Raw genomic sequence first — 16,247 nt, 5'->3', positions numbered from 1 at the left:
TCTCCCTCTCCTCTCATCGTCGGCCCTCGGGCGAGGACCGGGTGGGAGCCTACCGGCCGGGGCCGACCAGGAGCGGAACGGCGCCCAGGCGCGGGCCCCAGGCGCCCGCGCCTACGCCTCCCGGGGCGCGTCGGCCTCTGCCTCGACCCTGCGGAGTGCCGCCAGGAGCGCCTCCATCACGCCCCGGGCGTTCAGGCTGCGCTTCTTGGCGCTCAGCCTCCTCAGCGCGGCGCGGCACAGCTCCTCTGACGAGGACCATTCGCGCATTCCTTCAGGCGCGTTGGGCATGAGAACGTCGCGCATGAGCGCATCGAGCTCGCGCGGGTGGATCTCCTCAATCGCCCCCACGTGGTCCAGGGCGTTGCGGCGGTAATTGACCGGGAGTCTGTGCGCCTCCAGCGAGCGCCATACGAAGCCCTCCTCATCGGGGTAGGCGAAGGTCTCTCCCAGCACCTGGCGAACCTTGGCCTCGCGGCTGGCAGTCGTGCGCGACAGATCGAAGGCCCGGCAGATCGTGACGATGAGGCGATGCCAGCTGATGGGTCCCTCCTGAGCGCAAATCGCCTTGGCGACCTCCTTGACCTGCGACGCGGCCTCCTCGTCCACAAGGGCCGCGTCGAGGATGCTGCGCGGCCTCACTCCCTCCGGCCTCCAGGCCTGGTAGTCCCTCGAGGTCTGACGCCCTGAGACAGGCGCGGGCCGAGCGGCCCCGCTCGCGCCAGGGGCGGCCCCCTCCGCCCTAGCCGCGGCGGCGGCGAGCTCGTGCGCCTCGGGCGCGTTGGGCGCCTCAGGCGCGGCCGCGCCGTCCGCGAGCGCCGTGATGGCGGTTGCCCCGCCCACCATCTCGATGAGGCGGGCGAGCTCGCCGTCGGGGTCGGCCACCCACTGGGGGATGCAGACGCGCTCGACCCGCGGCCATCCCATCGCCCTCAGGACGTCGGCGGGCAGGAGATCGCGGTCCACCGCGCTCTCACGCCGGTTCCAGCCAGGACCATCCAGCATCACCGCCACCGCGGGATCATGCGGACGCCCGGGAGGAGAGAGGACCAGGTCGATGTCGAAACTCGAATGGCCGACCCCGATGGCGGCCCCCACCCCGGCCGCGCGCAGCCGCTCGGCGATCTCCACCCGATACGGGTCCACGGAGTCCTCCGCGCGGGGGAGCGCGCGGGGAAGTCGGTCCGCGCGGAGCGCCTCCAGGAACATCCTCACGTCCTTGATCCCCTGGTGGGTGGAGAACTCGGCGTGCAGTTCCTCGGGATCGAAACTGGACAGAACGATCATCTGGCGCCTGGCGCGAGTCAGGGCGACATTCAGTCGGCGCTCTCCCCCCTCATGGCTCAGGGAGCCGAAGGTCAGCGGGACACCCACGCCCTTCTTGCTGGAGAAGGTCAGGGACAGCAGGATGACGTCGCGCTCCTCGCCCTGGACGTTGTCCAGGTTGCGCACCAGCAGCCCGTCGCGCTCCTGGAGAGCGCGGCGCACGCGCGCCGATCCGGCGCGGCGCAGCCGCTCCTCGACGAGGTCGCGCTGGTGCGCGTTGAGGGTGATGACGCCGATGGAGGGGGTCGCCTCCGGGCTGGCCTCGAATCGGCGCAGCACCTCCTCGACGACCTGGTTGGCCTCCACCGGATTCGTATAGGGACGGATTCCCCGGCCCCGTCGTCGATGCTCCGCCCCGTAGTACTCGCCATTGACCCTGCGCAGAACGACACCGTATCCCCCGGGGCCCGCATCGGCGCCGGGGCGCAGGGCGAGAGGACTCGGGAAGGTCATGAGCCTCCCACCGTAGTAGCGCTTATTGGAAAAGGCGATGAGTGACTCCACCCTGCTGCGGTAGTGCCACGTCAGCTCCCGTTCAGGGACCCCGGCGTCCAGGCAGCGCTCGAGAATGGACGCGCCCCTCCCTCGGCCGGGCGCTGTCGCGCCGATCGGCGGGGGCATCTGCCTGCGGTCACCGACGACGATCGCCGTCCGGCCCCGGCCCAGCGCGCCAACGGCCCCAGCAGTCATGATCTGGGACGCCTCATCGATGACGACGAGATCCACGCGCGCGCGATGGGCGGGGAGGAATCGCGCCACGGAGTCCGGAGAGACGAGGACGCAAGGGGTGATCGCCGCCACGAGGTCCCCGTAGCGGTCCATGAGCTCGCGCACGCTGTTCGAGGAGTGACGGCGCCCGAGCTCACGGCGCAGCTCCTCACCCCGCGCCCCCGCCTCGGCGAGCACTCGGTCACGACGCCCGGCGGTCAGGCGCATGAGCTCGGCGGGTAGCAGGGCGCGCAACGCCTCCCGACAGCGACGGTACTCCTCGAGGGTGGCGGAGTATCTCACCACGTCAGGAGCGTCCTCGGCGACCCCGAGCCCATGAGGCGCGCCAGCCGCATCGGAGCCCCCGCCGTCGCGTGGGAGGTGGGCGGCGTAGAAGCCGCCGTCCCCAGGTCCCTCGCCGTGCAGGGATGCCCGGTAGGCGCGCAGGCGGAGGCGCAGCTCGGCCATACGAGCCCGCAGGTCGCCAGCCTCGGCGGCCCCGGGCCCGACGGCGCCGGTCTCGAGCGCGCCGCGCAGAGCCTCCCTCACCTGGCTGGGACGCATCCCGTTGTCGTGGAGGTTGAGGAGGAGGGGGCCCATACCGGCCTCGTCGCGCAGTCGCCGGGCCACCACCTCCAGGGCGGACGCCTTCTCCGCGACGAACATCACGGACAGGCCTTCGCGTACCGCGCGGAAGATGAGATTGGCGATCGTCTGCGACTTACCGGTTCCGGGAGGGCCCTCGACGACGAGGCTCCTACCCGCGACGGCCTCGGCGATGACGCGGGCCTGACTGGAGTCCGCGTCGAGCGGCAGGCTCTCGATCAGCGCGTCGAGGTCCTCCATCGGCCCCGGGGAACGGGGCGCGGGCAGGGGCGCGGTCGCACGCGCGGCGCCACCATCCGATTCATCGAGAGCAGGGCCGCGTTCTTCAGTGCTGGCCAGCCGGTGAACCACGGGGCTATGGGCCAGGTGGGGCCAGGATTCCTCCAGGTCCTTCCACATGCGGTAGGTGGAGAAGCGGAAGAGCCCCAGGTGGGCGGTGCGATTGATCCGGGTGTACTGGTGAGAGCCGGCAAGCCGCGCTTCAAGCGCCTCAAGAGTCGCCTCGACATCGATTCCCCGATCATCTCGGATCGGCTCGCGCAATTCGGCCAGGTCGATACCCGTGCTGCCGATGAAGCGCTCGAGCAGGGAGTAGTTGGGCGTGGAGGTCTCGGCCTCATCGAGGATGATCCCGAACTCCTCGTCGTCCTGCTCGATGCGGACCGGCACGAGGATGAGCGGGGAGCGCAGAATATGCCCCGCTGATTTCCAGGTGAGGGTTCCCAGCGCCAGGTAGAGATTGTTGGCGCCGGTCTCCTCGATCACCGTGCGCGCTTGGGCGGCCATCGATGCCAGGCGCCGCTGATGCTCGCTCCCCTGGAGGGCGGTGGCGACGATCCTGCGCCTGAGAAGCTCCTCTGGAGCCCGCGCGCCAGCCTCAGGAGCGCCCCCCGAACCGGCATCGGCGCTCCGCAGGATCACCCTGTCGCGCTGGTTGACGAGGTCCTCGAGGCGCGCGAGCAGCTCCTCGGGGACGCGCAGCTCGATGGCTGCTCGCGAGTCGCGGTTGATGAGGGGGTTGCGGCGGGTGACATCGAGCAGGGACCGCTTCCATGCCTCGACCTCGGGCGCCGTCGGCGAGGGGCCGGAGGGCGGAGGCTCGACGTCGGGCGCCTCATCGTTGGACGCTGGAGCCTCATCGGCCGTGCCGGAGGGGCTGACCGGGACCCCGTTGACATGCTCCGCCCCCTCGGCGGGTCCTTCCGGCTCCGGGAGGGGCCCGCCCCCGGCCTCGCGCGGTTCGGCGATGGGCACCACGAGGATGACCTGGCGCATGGCGTCGAGGGCGCGCTCACGAGCGGGGCGCCTCAGGCGATGCAGAAGCGCCGCGGATGAGCTCATGGCGAGAGCCGGGTCCAGAATCCCGATGTCACCGCGCCGCGCGAGCTCGACGAATCGATCGGCCGCGGCGTCACCGGCCCCCGGGCGATCCGAGTGCCGGGAGTACGCCAGCACCACGCCGTTATCTGTGAGCAGGAGGGTCGGCGGGACGCGAAGGGCCCGCATGACCGCTGCGAGGAGGACCGCCGCCTCCAAAGGCGAGGCCGAGCGGGTGTCGAGGATGTCACTGGCGGTTCGCACGGAATGCGCGCCTGCCGCCCACCCGCTCGGCGCGCGCTCGATGACGAGGCCGCGCTGGCGCACGACGGCGATCGCCTTGTCCACCAAGGCGTCCGGCGCGCTCCGCCGGGCCTGCCTCCGAGCCGCGCGGGCGATGTCCCCCACCACCTCCCGATCCGATTCTTGATCCGGCCGCACCAGCGCCGCCAGGGCGGCGCCCGCCCAGCGCCTCGACCCGGAGAGCATCCAGCAGCGCGGCGGCAGCACCGTGAGCCCGTCGAGGAAGCGCACCTGCGACCGGCCGCCCCCCGCGGTCATCTCGACCCTCACCGCTGCCGGCCCGTCCTGCCCGACCTCCTGCAGAGCGGCGTCGAGCATCGTGAGATCAGCGGTGGCCGTCATGCGCTCAATAGCGGTATCCCAGCGGAATGTCCATGGCGCGGTGATCTCGGTGGCGCCGCCGCGCTCGACAACGCTCACGCGGACATCGATCGCGCTGAGCCCCTCCGACGGGGTGCCCGGACGGCCGACGGCGGATAGCCGGGCCTCCCCCTCCCCCACGGGCCGGTGCTGCGCCTGCGGCGCGGTGAGGCTCATGGCCAGCCGCACCCGGAGGCTCATGCCCGCCGTGGCGTGGGCACGGCTCAGCACCGGCTCGCAGGAGGCCTCCACCCCGACGGCGTCCAGGGGACTCCCGGAGGACACCCAATCGCCGTCGATCCCCTCGATGAGCCCATGTATCTCGTGGCGCGCCACGACCGGGGCGTCGATGAGCCGGAGCGTCTCGCTGACGGCGACCAGCGCGGCCAGGCTCCGCTCAGGGTCGAGCCGCCCGCCGTGAACGACGTCATTGCGCCATCGGCGGACCTCATGGAGCTTGGCGCCCAGGCCCGTCGGCAGGGGGATGAGGTAGCGCCCGGCGTCGTCACGCATCGTGAGCACGCGGATCTGCGCCGAGAGATCGGCGAGATCGAGGGGGCCCTGGCGCTCATGCGCACCCTCGAGCACCATGCGCGCCCTCGCGGGCCCGAGGTCCTCGAGCGCCCGACGGGTGAACGGTTGTAAATGCAGGGGAAGAAGGTCGAGAAGACCGCGCAGGACGAGCGTTTGGTTATTGGGATTCATCTGGGGCGGGGAGGGATGGGGGATCGGGCGGGCCGCGGCGCAGCGGTATAACGAGTGATGATAGCGCTACCTGCGGATTCTTCGTGCCGCGGCTCGTTGCCCGACCCGCGCGCTGTTCCTCTGGACCACGGACCGGTCTCGCCCCTGTTTTCGACCGGTCTCGCTCCGATTATCGACCGGTCTCGGTTACGGGGAGGCGTCGGCGGGTCCGGCTCGGGCGTGGGCGCGCGCCTGACGGGGGACCCCGAGGACCGTCGCATCCACCGAGGCTCCGACGATGACGTCCTCGCCCTCTACCCGGCAGGAGTCGAGAGTCGCGCCGTTGGCGGAGGCGAGGCGCCGCGCCGCGGCGCAGGGATCGCCCGGCGCGACGATCGAGGTCAGGGCGGTCGCCCCGGCCAACGCGGCCATATCAGCGGCGGTCCGCGCCCGGCCGGCCGCTCCCTCCGCGCGCATGAGCCCGCTCAGGCCCAGGGTGATCGCGAGGATCACCCCGATGATGCCGACCATGAGGACCGTCCCCTCACCCCGCTCACCCGCCAGGGGCCTCCCCCAGCGCCTCGACGGGACCGGCCGGACCAGCAGCACCTCCGCGCGCCTCCGGCCACCGCCGCGCCTCACCGCCCGTCACCTCCCGGCTCGGTGTAGGCGCAGGCCCGCGCCCGCAGCGTGAGCCCCGCGCGCCCGAGAGGCCCGGGGGCGGCGCGGCTGATGCTCACGCAGGTGAGATCCCCCTCGGCCCCCACCGCGATGGAGGAGCCGGTAGGGGCGACGGCGCTCGCGGCGGCCAGCGGATCGGCGCCGATGGCCGCCTGGCGCGCACCCACGCGGGCGGCGTCGGTGACGCGCATCTGGGCAGCGCCCGCCGCGAGCGCGGAGAGGGCCAGGAGGAGGACGATGACGACGGCGGGCATGGCGACCGCGAGCTCCGCCGTCGCCATGCCGGACTCGCCCCGGGGCGCGGGCGGCCTGCGGGCGCGCGGGAGCGGCTGCGCGGCGCTCATCCGACCGACAGCGCCGACTCGATGAGGGACTGCAGCGCGCCCCTCAGGCTCCCTGAGCGCATGATCGCCAGCAACAACCCGGCGAAGGCGGCCGCCGCGAGCGTGCCGATGGCGTACTCGGCGGTGGCCATGCCGGCCTCCCCCGCCGGGTCCGCCCCGCCGTCGGGGGCGGTGCGCGATGCGGCCTCGGCGCGCTCCAGGGCAGCGGCGATGGGCCCGGTCAGCAGGGCGTGCTCGGCGCCGGGATGGGCCAGGCCCCAGGCGCGGTGGAGGGTGAGCAGGGCGTTCTTCATGGGTGTCTCCTCGGGATCGGGGGCGCTCGGCCCCGCGGGCACCATGCCCGCTCCCCGAGAGTGAGCCCATCGAGGGGCCTCCGGGCGCGATCCTCCACAGAGCCGGACCGCGCCCGGGCGCCTCGCCGCCTGTGGTTCCCGGATCCCACGGCTACGACGACGCCGCTCCCACCCGCCGGCGGCATCGGCCCCATCGACGACGGGCTCGAAGAGCTCCGACCGGGAGCCCCCGCGCGTCACCACATGCCTTGTCGACCTCGATCCGGTCTTCAACCCCTTCGTCGAGGCGATCCGGGACGCCGCCATGATGCGATGCCGCCTCCATACGGACCACGCTTGGGATTCGCGACCATCCCGCGGGCACGCCCGTCCTCGCGCCCGTGTCGTCCGCTCGTAGGAGGGCGAATCGGCTGATCGGCCGAGGTACGCCGCGATGGCCCGCCCCTAGCCTGGGGCCGTGCTGATCGTCGAGTCGCTGCTCCTACTGCTCACCGAGGACTCGGGCAGGCCCGAGGGCTGGTCGAGCGACAACGACCTCATGCTGCGCGGGGCCCTCCTGTCCGATCTCATGCTGGCCGGCCGGATCGAGGCCGATACCGCCCGCACCGCGCGCCGCCCACGGATGCGCATCGTCGACACCACGCCCACGGGCCATCCCGTGCTCGACGACGCCCTGGCCGCCCTGTCGGCCAAGAACGGCAAGCGCATCTCCTCCGCCATCACCTGGGACGACCTGCGCGCCCACGACGCCGCCGGTGCGTCCCTCGTCAAGGCCGGCGTCCTGACCGAGAGCGCGGCGCCCGGCGCCGCCGCCGACCCCACGGCACCAGCCGGGGCGAGCGCCGCGCCGTCGGCCATTCCCGCCTTCCCCACCAGCGACCCCCGCCCGGAGGCCGAGCTTCGGGAGCGGCTCTACGGCGAGATCGCGGGGACCCGCGCCCCGGACGCCGCGGACAGCGCGCTCCTGGCGCTGCTGCAGTCCACCGGTGCGGCCTGGAGGATCCTGAGGGCTGAGCGCACGGGCCTGCGCCGCTCCGGTCTCGCCCAGCGCATCGAGGAGATCGCGGAGCAGGCCCCGGTCACCGCGGCGATCAAGGAGGCGATCACCTCGATCAGCAGCGCCGTCGCCGTCATCAGCGCTCGCACCCGCGGGGCGGTCGCCGACGCGGGCTGAGTGGTGAGCGGGGCGCGGTGAGCACGCGCCCCGGGATCCACCGGGAGGATGAGGGGACCCCGGCGGATTCGTCATACCGTGTGGGCATGCTGATCTCTGAACAGTTGTTCCTGATCCTGGACGGGAGCAGCAGAGGCAGTGGGGACTGGGCTCAGCGCGGTACCTACGGGCTGCGCGGCGCGGTGCTCGCAGACCTCCTCCTCGCTGGCAGGCTCGACCTCACCCCGGATCGGGATCCCCTGATGCGCGTCATCGACGACGCCCCGACTCACAACCCCATCCTCGACGACGCCCTCTCCCGCCTTCCCACCGATGAGAGCATTCGGATCTCCTCCGCCATCGGGAGCGGGGAGCACTCGCTGAAGGACACCATCGCCGCGCATGCGGCTGCCGGATCCGACGGCTCTCCCAGCCCCGCTCCCGAGGGCGGCCCCGTCCCGGAGCGGGGCGCCGGGATCGTGGACCGCCTTATCGCGGTCCTCAAGGGAGAGCGCCCCGCCACCGCGGCGGATCAGGTGCTGCTGTCGATCCTCAAGGGACTAGGTCTGGGCCGGGCGGTGCTGCCCGGCGGAGCGCACCGGCCTGGGCTGGAGCGGCCTGTATCAGCGGGTCAAGGAGATCACCGACACGAACGCCCCGGGCGAGCCCCTGCGCGCCATGACGGACACCCTCGCGGCCCTGACGATCATCGTGGCCACGGTTGACGACGACCGCTGAGCACCCGGAGCCGTCGATCCGCCCGCACGACGGCTCCGATCTCGTTCCCGGGAATGAGAGGCGGATCGTGATGCACGCCTACGCGCGAGACACGATGATCGTCGAGAAGCAGCGACCACTGCGGTGATCGTGGCGGTTTCCGCGTCCTCGACCTCAGCCATCGGATAGGCCGCCTCCCCCGTTCGTTCCCACTCCGGGGGCTGACGGGCGCGCCACAATGGGTGCATGCTCATGCCGTACTCCCCCGCCGCCGAGCCTCTCACCCGCATGGCCGACGGGACTGTCAAGCAGATCAGCCCCTTCACCGGTACGGAGGTGTGGACCGTGCCCGGGCGCGGGAACCGGCCCATCGCCCATCCCGTCGCCGAGCGCCACCCGCTGGCGCCCGGGGAGCGCGAGAGGGCCTGCGCCTTCTGCTCCGGGCGCTACCTGGAGACGCCACCGGAGAAGTCGCGCGTCGTCGTCGGGGCCGGCGGAGGCTTCGAGCGGATCGACGACGTCCCGGCCTCCGAGCTGGCCGCGACGACGGCGGAGTTCCGGCGCATTCCCAACCTCTTCGAGATCGTCTCCTTCGAGTATTGGCGCGCCAACCATGGCTTCGAGATCCCCGATGCCGCCCGCGAGCGCATGGAGGCCTATCTCGCCGATCCGGCCGGCGCCGAGCACGCGGCGTCCATCGCCCGGGCCAAGCTGCGCGCCTCCGGAGCGGACCCGACGGCCTGGGAGACCTGGGGGGCCGCGGAGCGCCGCTCCTACCTGGCCTCCTTCTTCGCCGGCGGGCACGACGTCATCGTGGGGCGCCGGCACTTCACCGACGACGCGGTCGACTCGGCCGGCCTGGCGGGCTCGGGAACGCTCAGCGTGGCCGAGCACCGCGCCTACATCCGCCTGGCGGTGGCGGCGGCGCACGACCTGTACGAGGCGAACCGGTGGGTGCGCTACGTGGCGGTCTTCCAGAACTGGCTGCGGCCGGCCGGGGCCTCCTTCGACCACCTGCACAAGCAGCTCGTGGCCATCGATGAGCGCGGGGTCTCCGCGCAACTGGAGCTGGAGAAGGTGCGGATGAACCCGAACCTGTACAACGAGATGGCCGTGGACTACGCCACCTACCAGGGGCTGCTCGTGGCGTCGAATGAGCACGCGGTGGCCTTCGCGGGCTTCGGGCACCGCTACCCCACGCTGGAGGTGTACTCGGCGTCGTCGATCTGCGAGCCGTGGCTGATGAGCCGTCAGGAGGTCGATGCCGTCGCCGATCTCCTGCACGCCCTGCACGCCGCCACGGGCGCGGACGTGCCGAGCAATGAGGAGTGGCACCACAAGCCGATCGACGTCGACCAGCCCATGCCGTGGCATGTGACGCTGAAGTGGCGGGTCTCCACCCTTGCCGGCTTCGAGGGCGGCACGAAGATCTACCTCAACACGATCGACCCGTGGAGCCTGCGCGAGCGCGTGGTGGCGCGCCTGGAGGATCTGCGAGCGGACCGCCTCATCGCGCCCATGGCGGTGGGCGATGAGTGCCCGACCACCCCCAACCGCCTCCTCTACAACCCCGTCCTGAGCAGATGAGTGATGGGCGCGGAGGAGCGCTGGGACACGGTTGGCGTCCCACGACCGTCCGGCCTCCGACCTGCCTCCGCATCGCAGGGCGCCTTGCACGCTCACCTTTCCCGGCTCAGCGAAAGATCCGCTTGATTCCGGGCTTTTCCGCAGGAACCCGCACTCAGTGAATCTCTCCCATGTGCGCACCGGGGGTCGTTTGCACATGGGAGAGACGCGCAACTGACAGCCCCGCGCGAAAAACGTTGAAATTCTGCGGATCTTGACGGCGCCATCCGCCGATGAGCGTGCGGTCCCCCTCCCGGCAGGAATCAGACAGCGCGTTTTCCGCGCGTCCGAGCCTCCCGGCGCGCTGTCCCGCGGTCGCGGCGGTGCGTGAGGACCCACCCGATGGGCGCTGCTGCCGGGGAGTCGTCGTCCCTCGCCTCACAGCCCCAGGGCGCCACGCTCATCGGAGCTCACCCAGCCGGGGCGCTGCTCCAGGGCGCGGAACCAGCGAGACAGGGCCGGCCAGAAGCTGATCTGGGGCGCCTCGCCGCCCGGGTAGGACTGGCGGCCGCCGTACTCGTAGGCCTGGACGGTGGTGAACAGGCGGATGTCGGAGCCGGTGGGCTCGGTGCCGCACAGGAACTGGCCGATGGACACGAGCGAGGACAGCGGCGGCAGGTCCACCAGCGTCATGCCGCCCTCGCGAGAGGGGTGCATGCGGGTGGCGCGCGCGAGCATCGTGTCGACGACGTCGAAGGCCACGAGCACGCCCTGCGCGGCGACGGCCGCCTCGGCCTCCTCGTCGGCGTGGGTGGCGACGGCGTGGCCGCGGTTGATGTGCTCGCCGATCCACTTGTCCCACGCGTCAGTGGAGTTGCGGCGGTTCAAGGGGTAGAGGTCCGGGGCTCCCTCGCGGTGCAGGTCCCACCAGGCTGTGGCGAGGTCGAACAGGAGCGCGCCGGAGTCGTCGGACACGACCCGCCCGGTGGTGGTGTCCACGAGGGCCGGGACAGTGGGGGGCGGGGCGTAACCGGGGGTGGTGGCGTATACCTCGGCCAGGGAGCGGGCGCCCAGGACGGCATCGGTGCCGGGCTCGCCATCGGGGCCGGTGAGCTCCCAGAAGCCGTCCTCCCCCCGCCCGTAGCACATGGACAGCGGGAGGGCCTCGGTCAGGCCCAGCACGCGCCGGGCGATGAGGACCCTGCGGGACCAGGGGCATGACGGCGAGGCGACGAGCCGGTAGCGGCCCGCCTCGACGGGCAGATCATCGGAGGAGAAGCGGTGCGAGGTGGCGATGGCCATGAGAACTCCCTGTGCTCGGTGCGCGGCGGAGGGCGGCGTCACCCCCACAGGGACCATGGTCCCCTAGTTCGCGGGCCCTGTCATGCGGTCCACGCGGTGTTCGCGGCGCTCATCGGTGGCCCTGCCCACGCCCCCGTCCCGGCGACAACCGCGTCGCCCGCTAGGCCAGGCTCGGGGCCACCTCGTCGACGAAGGCCAGCGCATCACCGCCCTGCCACGCCGGATCGGCCAGGAGCCCGCGGACACGGTCGCAGGCGCGGCGCGCCTGATCACGCTCATCGAGCTCCATGAGCGCGCGGATCATGCGGGTCAGCGACTCCGCAGCGGCCTGGCGGTCATCCTTGGCCATGAATCCCTCGACAGCGGCCTCGCAGTACGGGACGACCTCCGAGTCATGGCCGACGCGCCCCAGGATGAACGCGTAGGCGTCGTGCCAGGCGCCGCGCTCCCAGGCCCGGCCCTTCCCGGAGAAAGACTCCACGAGCAGCTCGCGCGACTCCTCCATGAGGACGCGCGCCTCGTCAAGATGCTCGACGGCCTCGTCCCGGCTGGGCGCGTCGACGATGGCGCGGGCGGCCTGGCGAAGGGAGCGGGAGCGGTGGCGCTTTCCGTCCTCAGTGCCGGTGCCGTGGAGGTCGGCGATCTGGCGGTGCAGGGCGGCGGCGGTGACGTTGTCGCCGAGGTCGGCGGCGGCCGTCGCGGCGGTGGTCAGCTGCTCGATGGCCCTGCCCACCTGGCCGTCGCGCACGAGGATCCGGGCGGCGGCGGTGGCGTTGTCGACAGCGCCCCGGCTCTCCCCCATGTCGGACTGCGCGGAGGCGAGCAGGCCCCTGACGTAGAGCTCGACGCCGGGGGCGTCGACGGGGCCCAGCTCGGACAGGGCCGTGGAGAAGGCCTCGACAGCCTCGGCGGGGCGGCCGTCCTGCGCCAGGGCGCGGCCCAGTGAGACCGTGGCCAGCGGGCCGCTCACGGGGGCCTTGAGGGCGGTGAGCGCATCGGCCGCCTGGCGCCGCTGCTCCAGCGAGACGCTGGTGGCGCGATCCGCAGCGGTGGTCTCGGCGAGGATCGTGCGGGCGGTCACGGCGGCGAGCACGGGGGTGCGATCGTGACGGCGCAGGACGGCGTCGGCCAGGTCGCTGGCGCGATGCGGGAAGCCGGCCTCGTTGAGGCGCCGGGCCCGCAGGAGGTCGAGGTCGTCGGCAGGATGGTCGCCGTGGAACCCCTCGGGGACGGCGTCGAGGATCCACTCGAAGAGCGCGATGGCGGCGTCGGCACCATCGGGGTCTGAGAGCGCCGAGAGGACCTGGGCGAGATCGGCGGCGGTGTTGCCCATCTGGACGAGGCGGCGGTACTCGGTGCCCTGGACGGCGCTGTCGCGCTTGCCGGCGCGCTCCAGCGCGCCGAGGCGCTCCAGAGAGTCCTTGACGAGCCCCCACAGGGCCTCCAGGTAGTGATGGGCACGTTCGGACAGGGCGGCGGCGCGGACGGCGTCGAGGCTCTCGCCCTCGGGTGTGTCCGCGACGTCGGCCGCGAGCTCGTCGCGCAGGCTGAGGATGTCCAGGCGCAGGAAGCCGAGCTCGCCGTCGCGAGCCCCGATGGAGGAGCGCATGCGGTGGCGCTCACGGATGGCGCCCCGGTGGTCGCGCAGGAGGCGCTTGGCGTCGGCGCGCAGGAAGGCGGTCTCGATCTGCAGGTTGGCGGGGCCCGGCCAGTCGGCCTCGAGGAGCCCGCCGGCGGCCACGCGGTCGGCGACGACGAACCCGTCCAGGTCCGCGCCGAGCCTGGCCAGCGAGCGCGAGTAGCGCAGGACGGCGTCCTTGGGGCCGTAGACGGGCATGACGGGCTTGATCTCGAGCTCGGGGTAGGGGCCCTCGAGGTCGGGGGCGGAGACGTCCTCCATGATCGGCTCGGGCTTGCGGCGGCTCCCCGCGCCGGGCGGGGTGGCGGGCACGAACCGCTCCGGCTGGGCGGCCGCGGCGGCGCCAGGGGCGCTCTGGGCGCTGGCGGCCTCCGGGGAGCCGGCGGCGCTCGGCGCGTGGGGCGCGAGGCCGGCGCTGCCCGCGCTGGAGACGGGCTCCGCGATCGGCGCGGGCAGCGGGGCGCGCGCCGGGGATGCGGGCACCAGGATCGGACCGGTCACCAGCGTGTCTGGGGGCGGCGCGGGGCGCACGACCGGGGCGGACTGGGCCGCGGGCGCGGGGACCGTCCTCGGGACTGACGGAGTCCCGGCGCTGCTGGCAGCCAGGGGCTCGGGGCTCGTGGCGTCCGGCGGGGTGCTCGGGGTCCTCAGATCGGCGAAGTCGGCGGCATCGGGCAGGATGGCGGGAGCGGCCAGGGCCGGGGCGGGCGCCGGGGAGACCGGCGGCGGGGGCGGGACGGGGCTCGGCGGCGGCGCGGGAGCCTCGCTCGCCGGGGCGTCCTGACCGGACTGGGCCAAGCGGGCCGCCTGGACGGTGTCGTCCACCCGCGCCACCCTGCCCCAGTTGGGAGCACCGCCCCTCTTCGAGGAGGCCGGGGGCAGCAAGGCCGCGTACCAGTAAGCGACGGAGGAGGCGGCTGGGTGGGACGGAGCGCCGGCGCGATCGGCGGCCCCCTCGAAGGGAGCGATCTCCTCGATGGAGAACTCGTTGGCGACCCGCTGAACGATCGAGCGGCGGACCGGGGCACTGGAGGCCGGGGCCGGGGCGGCGATGCCGTCCGGGCGCGCCACCTCAGGGGAGGGGGCCGCGGGGCTGGTGGGGGCAGCCGGGCTCGCCGAGGCGGTCACTGGCTGGCGCGGCGCCTTCGGAACATCCTCGACCAACTCGTGAGCGATCATGGAGGGAGGGCGCTCATCACCGCTGCTGGGCGCGGTCGGCACGGAGTCGGGCATGAGGACGCCGCCGCGGCCACCCAGTCCGCCCGCGCGGACGCGGGCACGGCCTCTGGCGGAAGTGGCGGGAGTCATGTCCGTCGGCCTGGCGATGCTCTCCTGGCCCAGCTGAGGCGGTGGCGCCGCCTGGGCCATCTGCGCCGAGACGGCCGACGGCGGGGACGAGGGCGCCGCCTGGGCGGAGGCAGCGGAGAGCGCGCCGGCGGCGCCCTCGGAACCGGCGTCTCCCGCCGTCCCGGCCGAGCCCGTGGTGGCCCCGGTCCCCTTCACGCCGATGCTCGCCTGCCCGCCGGCCGGGGTGGCGGGGGACATCGCGGCGGCCCGGGCCTCCCCCTTGAGGGAGGCCGCGTCGATGCCGGCCTCGCCGGACTGGCTGACGAAGGTGGCGGTCCAGGCGTCGTTCTCGCGACGGCTGTGCTGGTCATCGGGGTCGAGCAGGCCGGCCAGGCGCGAGACGTGGGCGGCCTGGGGCGGATCCTCGCCAAGGGGCTCCGCGCTGGGATGCTCGGAGCCGGCCGGGGGCAGGACGATCCCGCCGTCGCCGATGACGGGACGGGCCAGGTCTCGATCGAGCTGCTCGGAGACGGTGCGGTTGCCGTTGCGGCGGTCGTAGAGGCCGGCCAGGCGGCGGGCCCAGGCCTCCATGTCGATGCGCGCCTGGGCGATGCGCACGACCGCCGGGATGCCCGGGTCGGGGCACCAGGTGGCCTGGACCGGGGCATCAGCGCCGAGGATCTCGTCGCCCCATCCAGCGGCCTCGGCCTCGCGCAGCACGAGGGCCGCTCCGCGCAGGGCCATCAGGAGGACCTCTCCGGACTCCGCCGTCGGGAGCCAGCCGAGGTGGCGGCGCAGGAGGGCGAGCGCGCGGTCGGGCTTGCCCGACAGGGCGAGGTACTGCCAGTGCAGGGCGATGGATCGCAGGCTGCCCGGCCTGGACTCCTGGGCCCGGTAGGCGTTCAGGTGGGCGTTCCAAGCCGCTGCCGGGCGGCCCGAGGCCAGGAGGGCGAGGAGGGAGGCGGCGCGGACGGTCTCGCGCATCGGCCCCATGCCCACGTCCCCACTGAGGATCGGGGCGGCGGTGGCCACCGCGAGCTCCCACTCCTCGTTGCGAGTGGCCCAGTCGATCTCGAGGAGGGGCTGATAGATGTCGCGGGCCGGATCATCCTCGGGCTCGGCGCACCGCCACTGCGCGAGGGCCTCGGCGGCCTCGTCCTCGCGGCCCAGGAGGGAGGCGACCTTGGAGCGCTGCCCGTAGACGCCCCGCATCGCGCCGCCCTGGGAGGAGTGGAAGGCCTCGACCCTGCGCGTGAGGACCCGCAGCTGCTCCACCGAGACCGCGGGGTTGCTCGCGGCGACCGCCACCGCCCACGTGCAGTCCCAGGTCAGGGTGCGCAACGCCTCGGAGCTGAACAGCTCGGGCCGCTGGGTGAACCGGACGAGGCTCCAGTTGAGCGGGTCCAGGGCCCGCCACTGCTCGTTGCCCAGGAAGTACTCGCGGGTGAGGGCGACCCGGGAGGAGACCTGGAGGACCTCGGCGCCAAGGGCATCCGCCCAGGTGACGGCCTCGGCCGTCAGCGCTGACACAGCCGGCGTGTGCTCCAGGCCGGCCGTATGGGCGAGCCTGGCGGTGATGTCCTCACGGGTTGTCATGATGGTCCTTCCGATGGCGGTCAGGGCGGCTCAGGAAGCCGACGGGAGGTCATGGCGGGTGGGGATCCGGTCCCGTTACCCCGGCGCCGGGGGCGGCACGGGATGCGCCCAGGAAGCCCGGAAGGCCGGAAGGCCGGAGAGGACGGGAACCCGCCGGGACGCCCGGGCCAAGACGAGAGGATCGGAGGGCCCTCGGACATCTGACGATACGCCGAAAGACCGGGCGCGGGGGCGCCGATCAACCCACCTTTGTGATACTCCCGTGATGGATGAGGCAGAGGATACTCCGGTTGCGTTTTGATCACAGACCACCAGCCTCGGCGCCCGCGCTGTGATCCGCGTCGCAGAGCGCGCCACGGAGCGCCAGG

Annotated in this window: 10 protein-coding genes; 4 read left to right on the top strand and 6 right to left on the bottom strand. The window is 73.1% G+C overall.

What is annotated here, in order from left to right:
* Positions 1-111: 111 nt before the first annotated feature.
* From ABXS69_RS01005 to ABXS69_RS00990, 4 genes are all read right to left on the bottom strand, one after another.
* Complete coding sequence (locus ABXS69_RS01005; protein WP_366180774.1) at positions 112-5,322, bottom strand: DUF3320 domain-containing protein; 5,211 nt, start codon at positions 5,320-5,322, stop codon at positions 112-114.
* A 186-nt stretch (positions 5,323-5,508) separates the two neighbouring features.
* Positions 5,509-5,910 (bottom strand): Rv3654c family TadE-like protein, encoded by a 402-nt coding sequence (locus ABXS69_RS01000; protein WP_366180773.1) that lies wholly within the window; start codon positions 5,908-5,910, stop codon positions 5,509-5,511.
* A gap of 29 nt (positions 5,911-5,939) precedes the next feature.
* Positions 5,940-6,326 (bottom strand): TadE family type IV pilus minor pilin, encoded by a 387-nt coding sequence (locus tag ABXS69_RS00995; RefSeq protein ID WP_366180772.1) that lies wholly within the window; start codon positions 6,324-6,326, stop codon positions 5,940-5,942.
* Positions 6,323-6,619, bottom strand: a complete 297-nt coding sequence (locus tag ABXS69_RS00990; protein WP_366180771.1) for a DUF4244 domain-containing protein — start codon at positions 6,617-6,619, stop codon at positions 6,323-6,325. Before ABXS69_RS00990 ends, ABXS69_RS00995 begins: the two co-directional genes overlap by 4 nt.
* Before the next feature lie 457 nt (positions 6,620-7,076).
* Between ABXS69_RS00990 and ABXS69_RS00985 the strand changes: the two genes are divergently transcribed.
* The 4 genes from ABXS69_RS00985 (at position 7,077) to ABXS69_RS00970 (ending at position 10,076) form a co-directional block, all read left to right on the top strand.
* Positions 7,077-7,793, top strand: a complete 717-nt coding sequence (locus ABXS69_RS00985; RefSeq protein ID WP_366180770.1) for a GPP34 family phosphoprotein — start codon at positions 7,077-7,079, stop codon at positions 7,791-7,793.
* 86 nt (positions 7,794-7,879) lie between these two features.
* Positions 7,880-8,497: a GPP34 family phosphoprotein gene (locus ABXS69_RS00980; protein ID WP_366180769.1), complete on the top strand. Its 618-nt coding sequence runs from the start codon at positions 7,880-7,882 to the stop codon at positions 8,495-8,497.
* A complete protein-coding gene (locus ABXS69_RS00975; RefSeq protein WP_366180768.1) occupies positions 8,494-8,637 on the top strand; it encodes a hypothetical protein in 144 nt (47 codons plus the stop codon). The genes ABXS69_RS00980 and ABXS69_RS00975 overlap by 4 nt, the downstream gene beginning before the upstream one ends.
* 98 nt (positions 8,638-8,735) lie before the next feature.
* The gene (locus ABXS69_RS00970; protein ID WP_366180767.1) at positions 8,736-10,076 is read left to right on the top strand and encodes a DUF4921 family protein; all 1,341 of its coding nucleotides are present in this window, start codon (positions 8,736-8,738) and stop codon (positions 10,074-10,076) included.
* A 417-nt stretch (positions 10,077-10,493) separates the two neighbouring features.
* Here the strand turns inward: ABXS69_RS00970 and ABXS69_RS00965 are convergent, their stop codons facing one another.
* Positions 10,494-11,357 (bottom strand): glutathione transferase, encoded by an 864-nt coding sequence (locus ABXS69_RS00965; RefSeq protein ID WP_366180766.1) that lies wholly within the window; start codon positions 11,355-11,357, stop codon positions 10,494-10,496.
* A 160-nt stretch (positions 11,358-11,517) separates the two neighbouring features.
* A complete protein-coding gene (locus ABXS69_RS00960; protein WP_366180765.1) occupies positions 11,518-15,879 on the bottom strand; it encodes a hypothetical protein in 4,362 nt (1,453 codons plus the stop codon).
* Positions 15,880-16,247: the final 368 nt, after the last annotated feature.

This window comes from Actinomyces timonensis (assembly GCF_040702965.1).
Taxonomy (GTDB): domain Bacteria; phylum Actinomycetota; class Actinomycetes; order Actinomycetales; family Actinomycetaceae; genus Actinomyces; species Actinomyces timonensis_A.
Note: the sequence above shows the minus strand (reverse complement) of the source record. Positions and strands in the feature narration are given on the sequence as shown.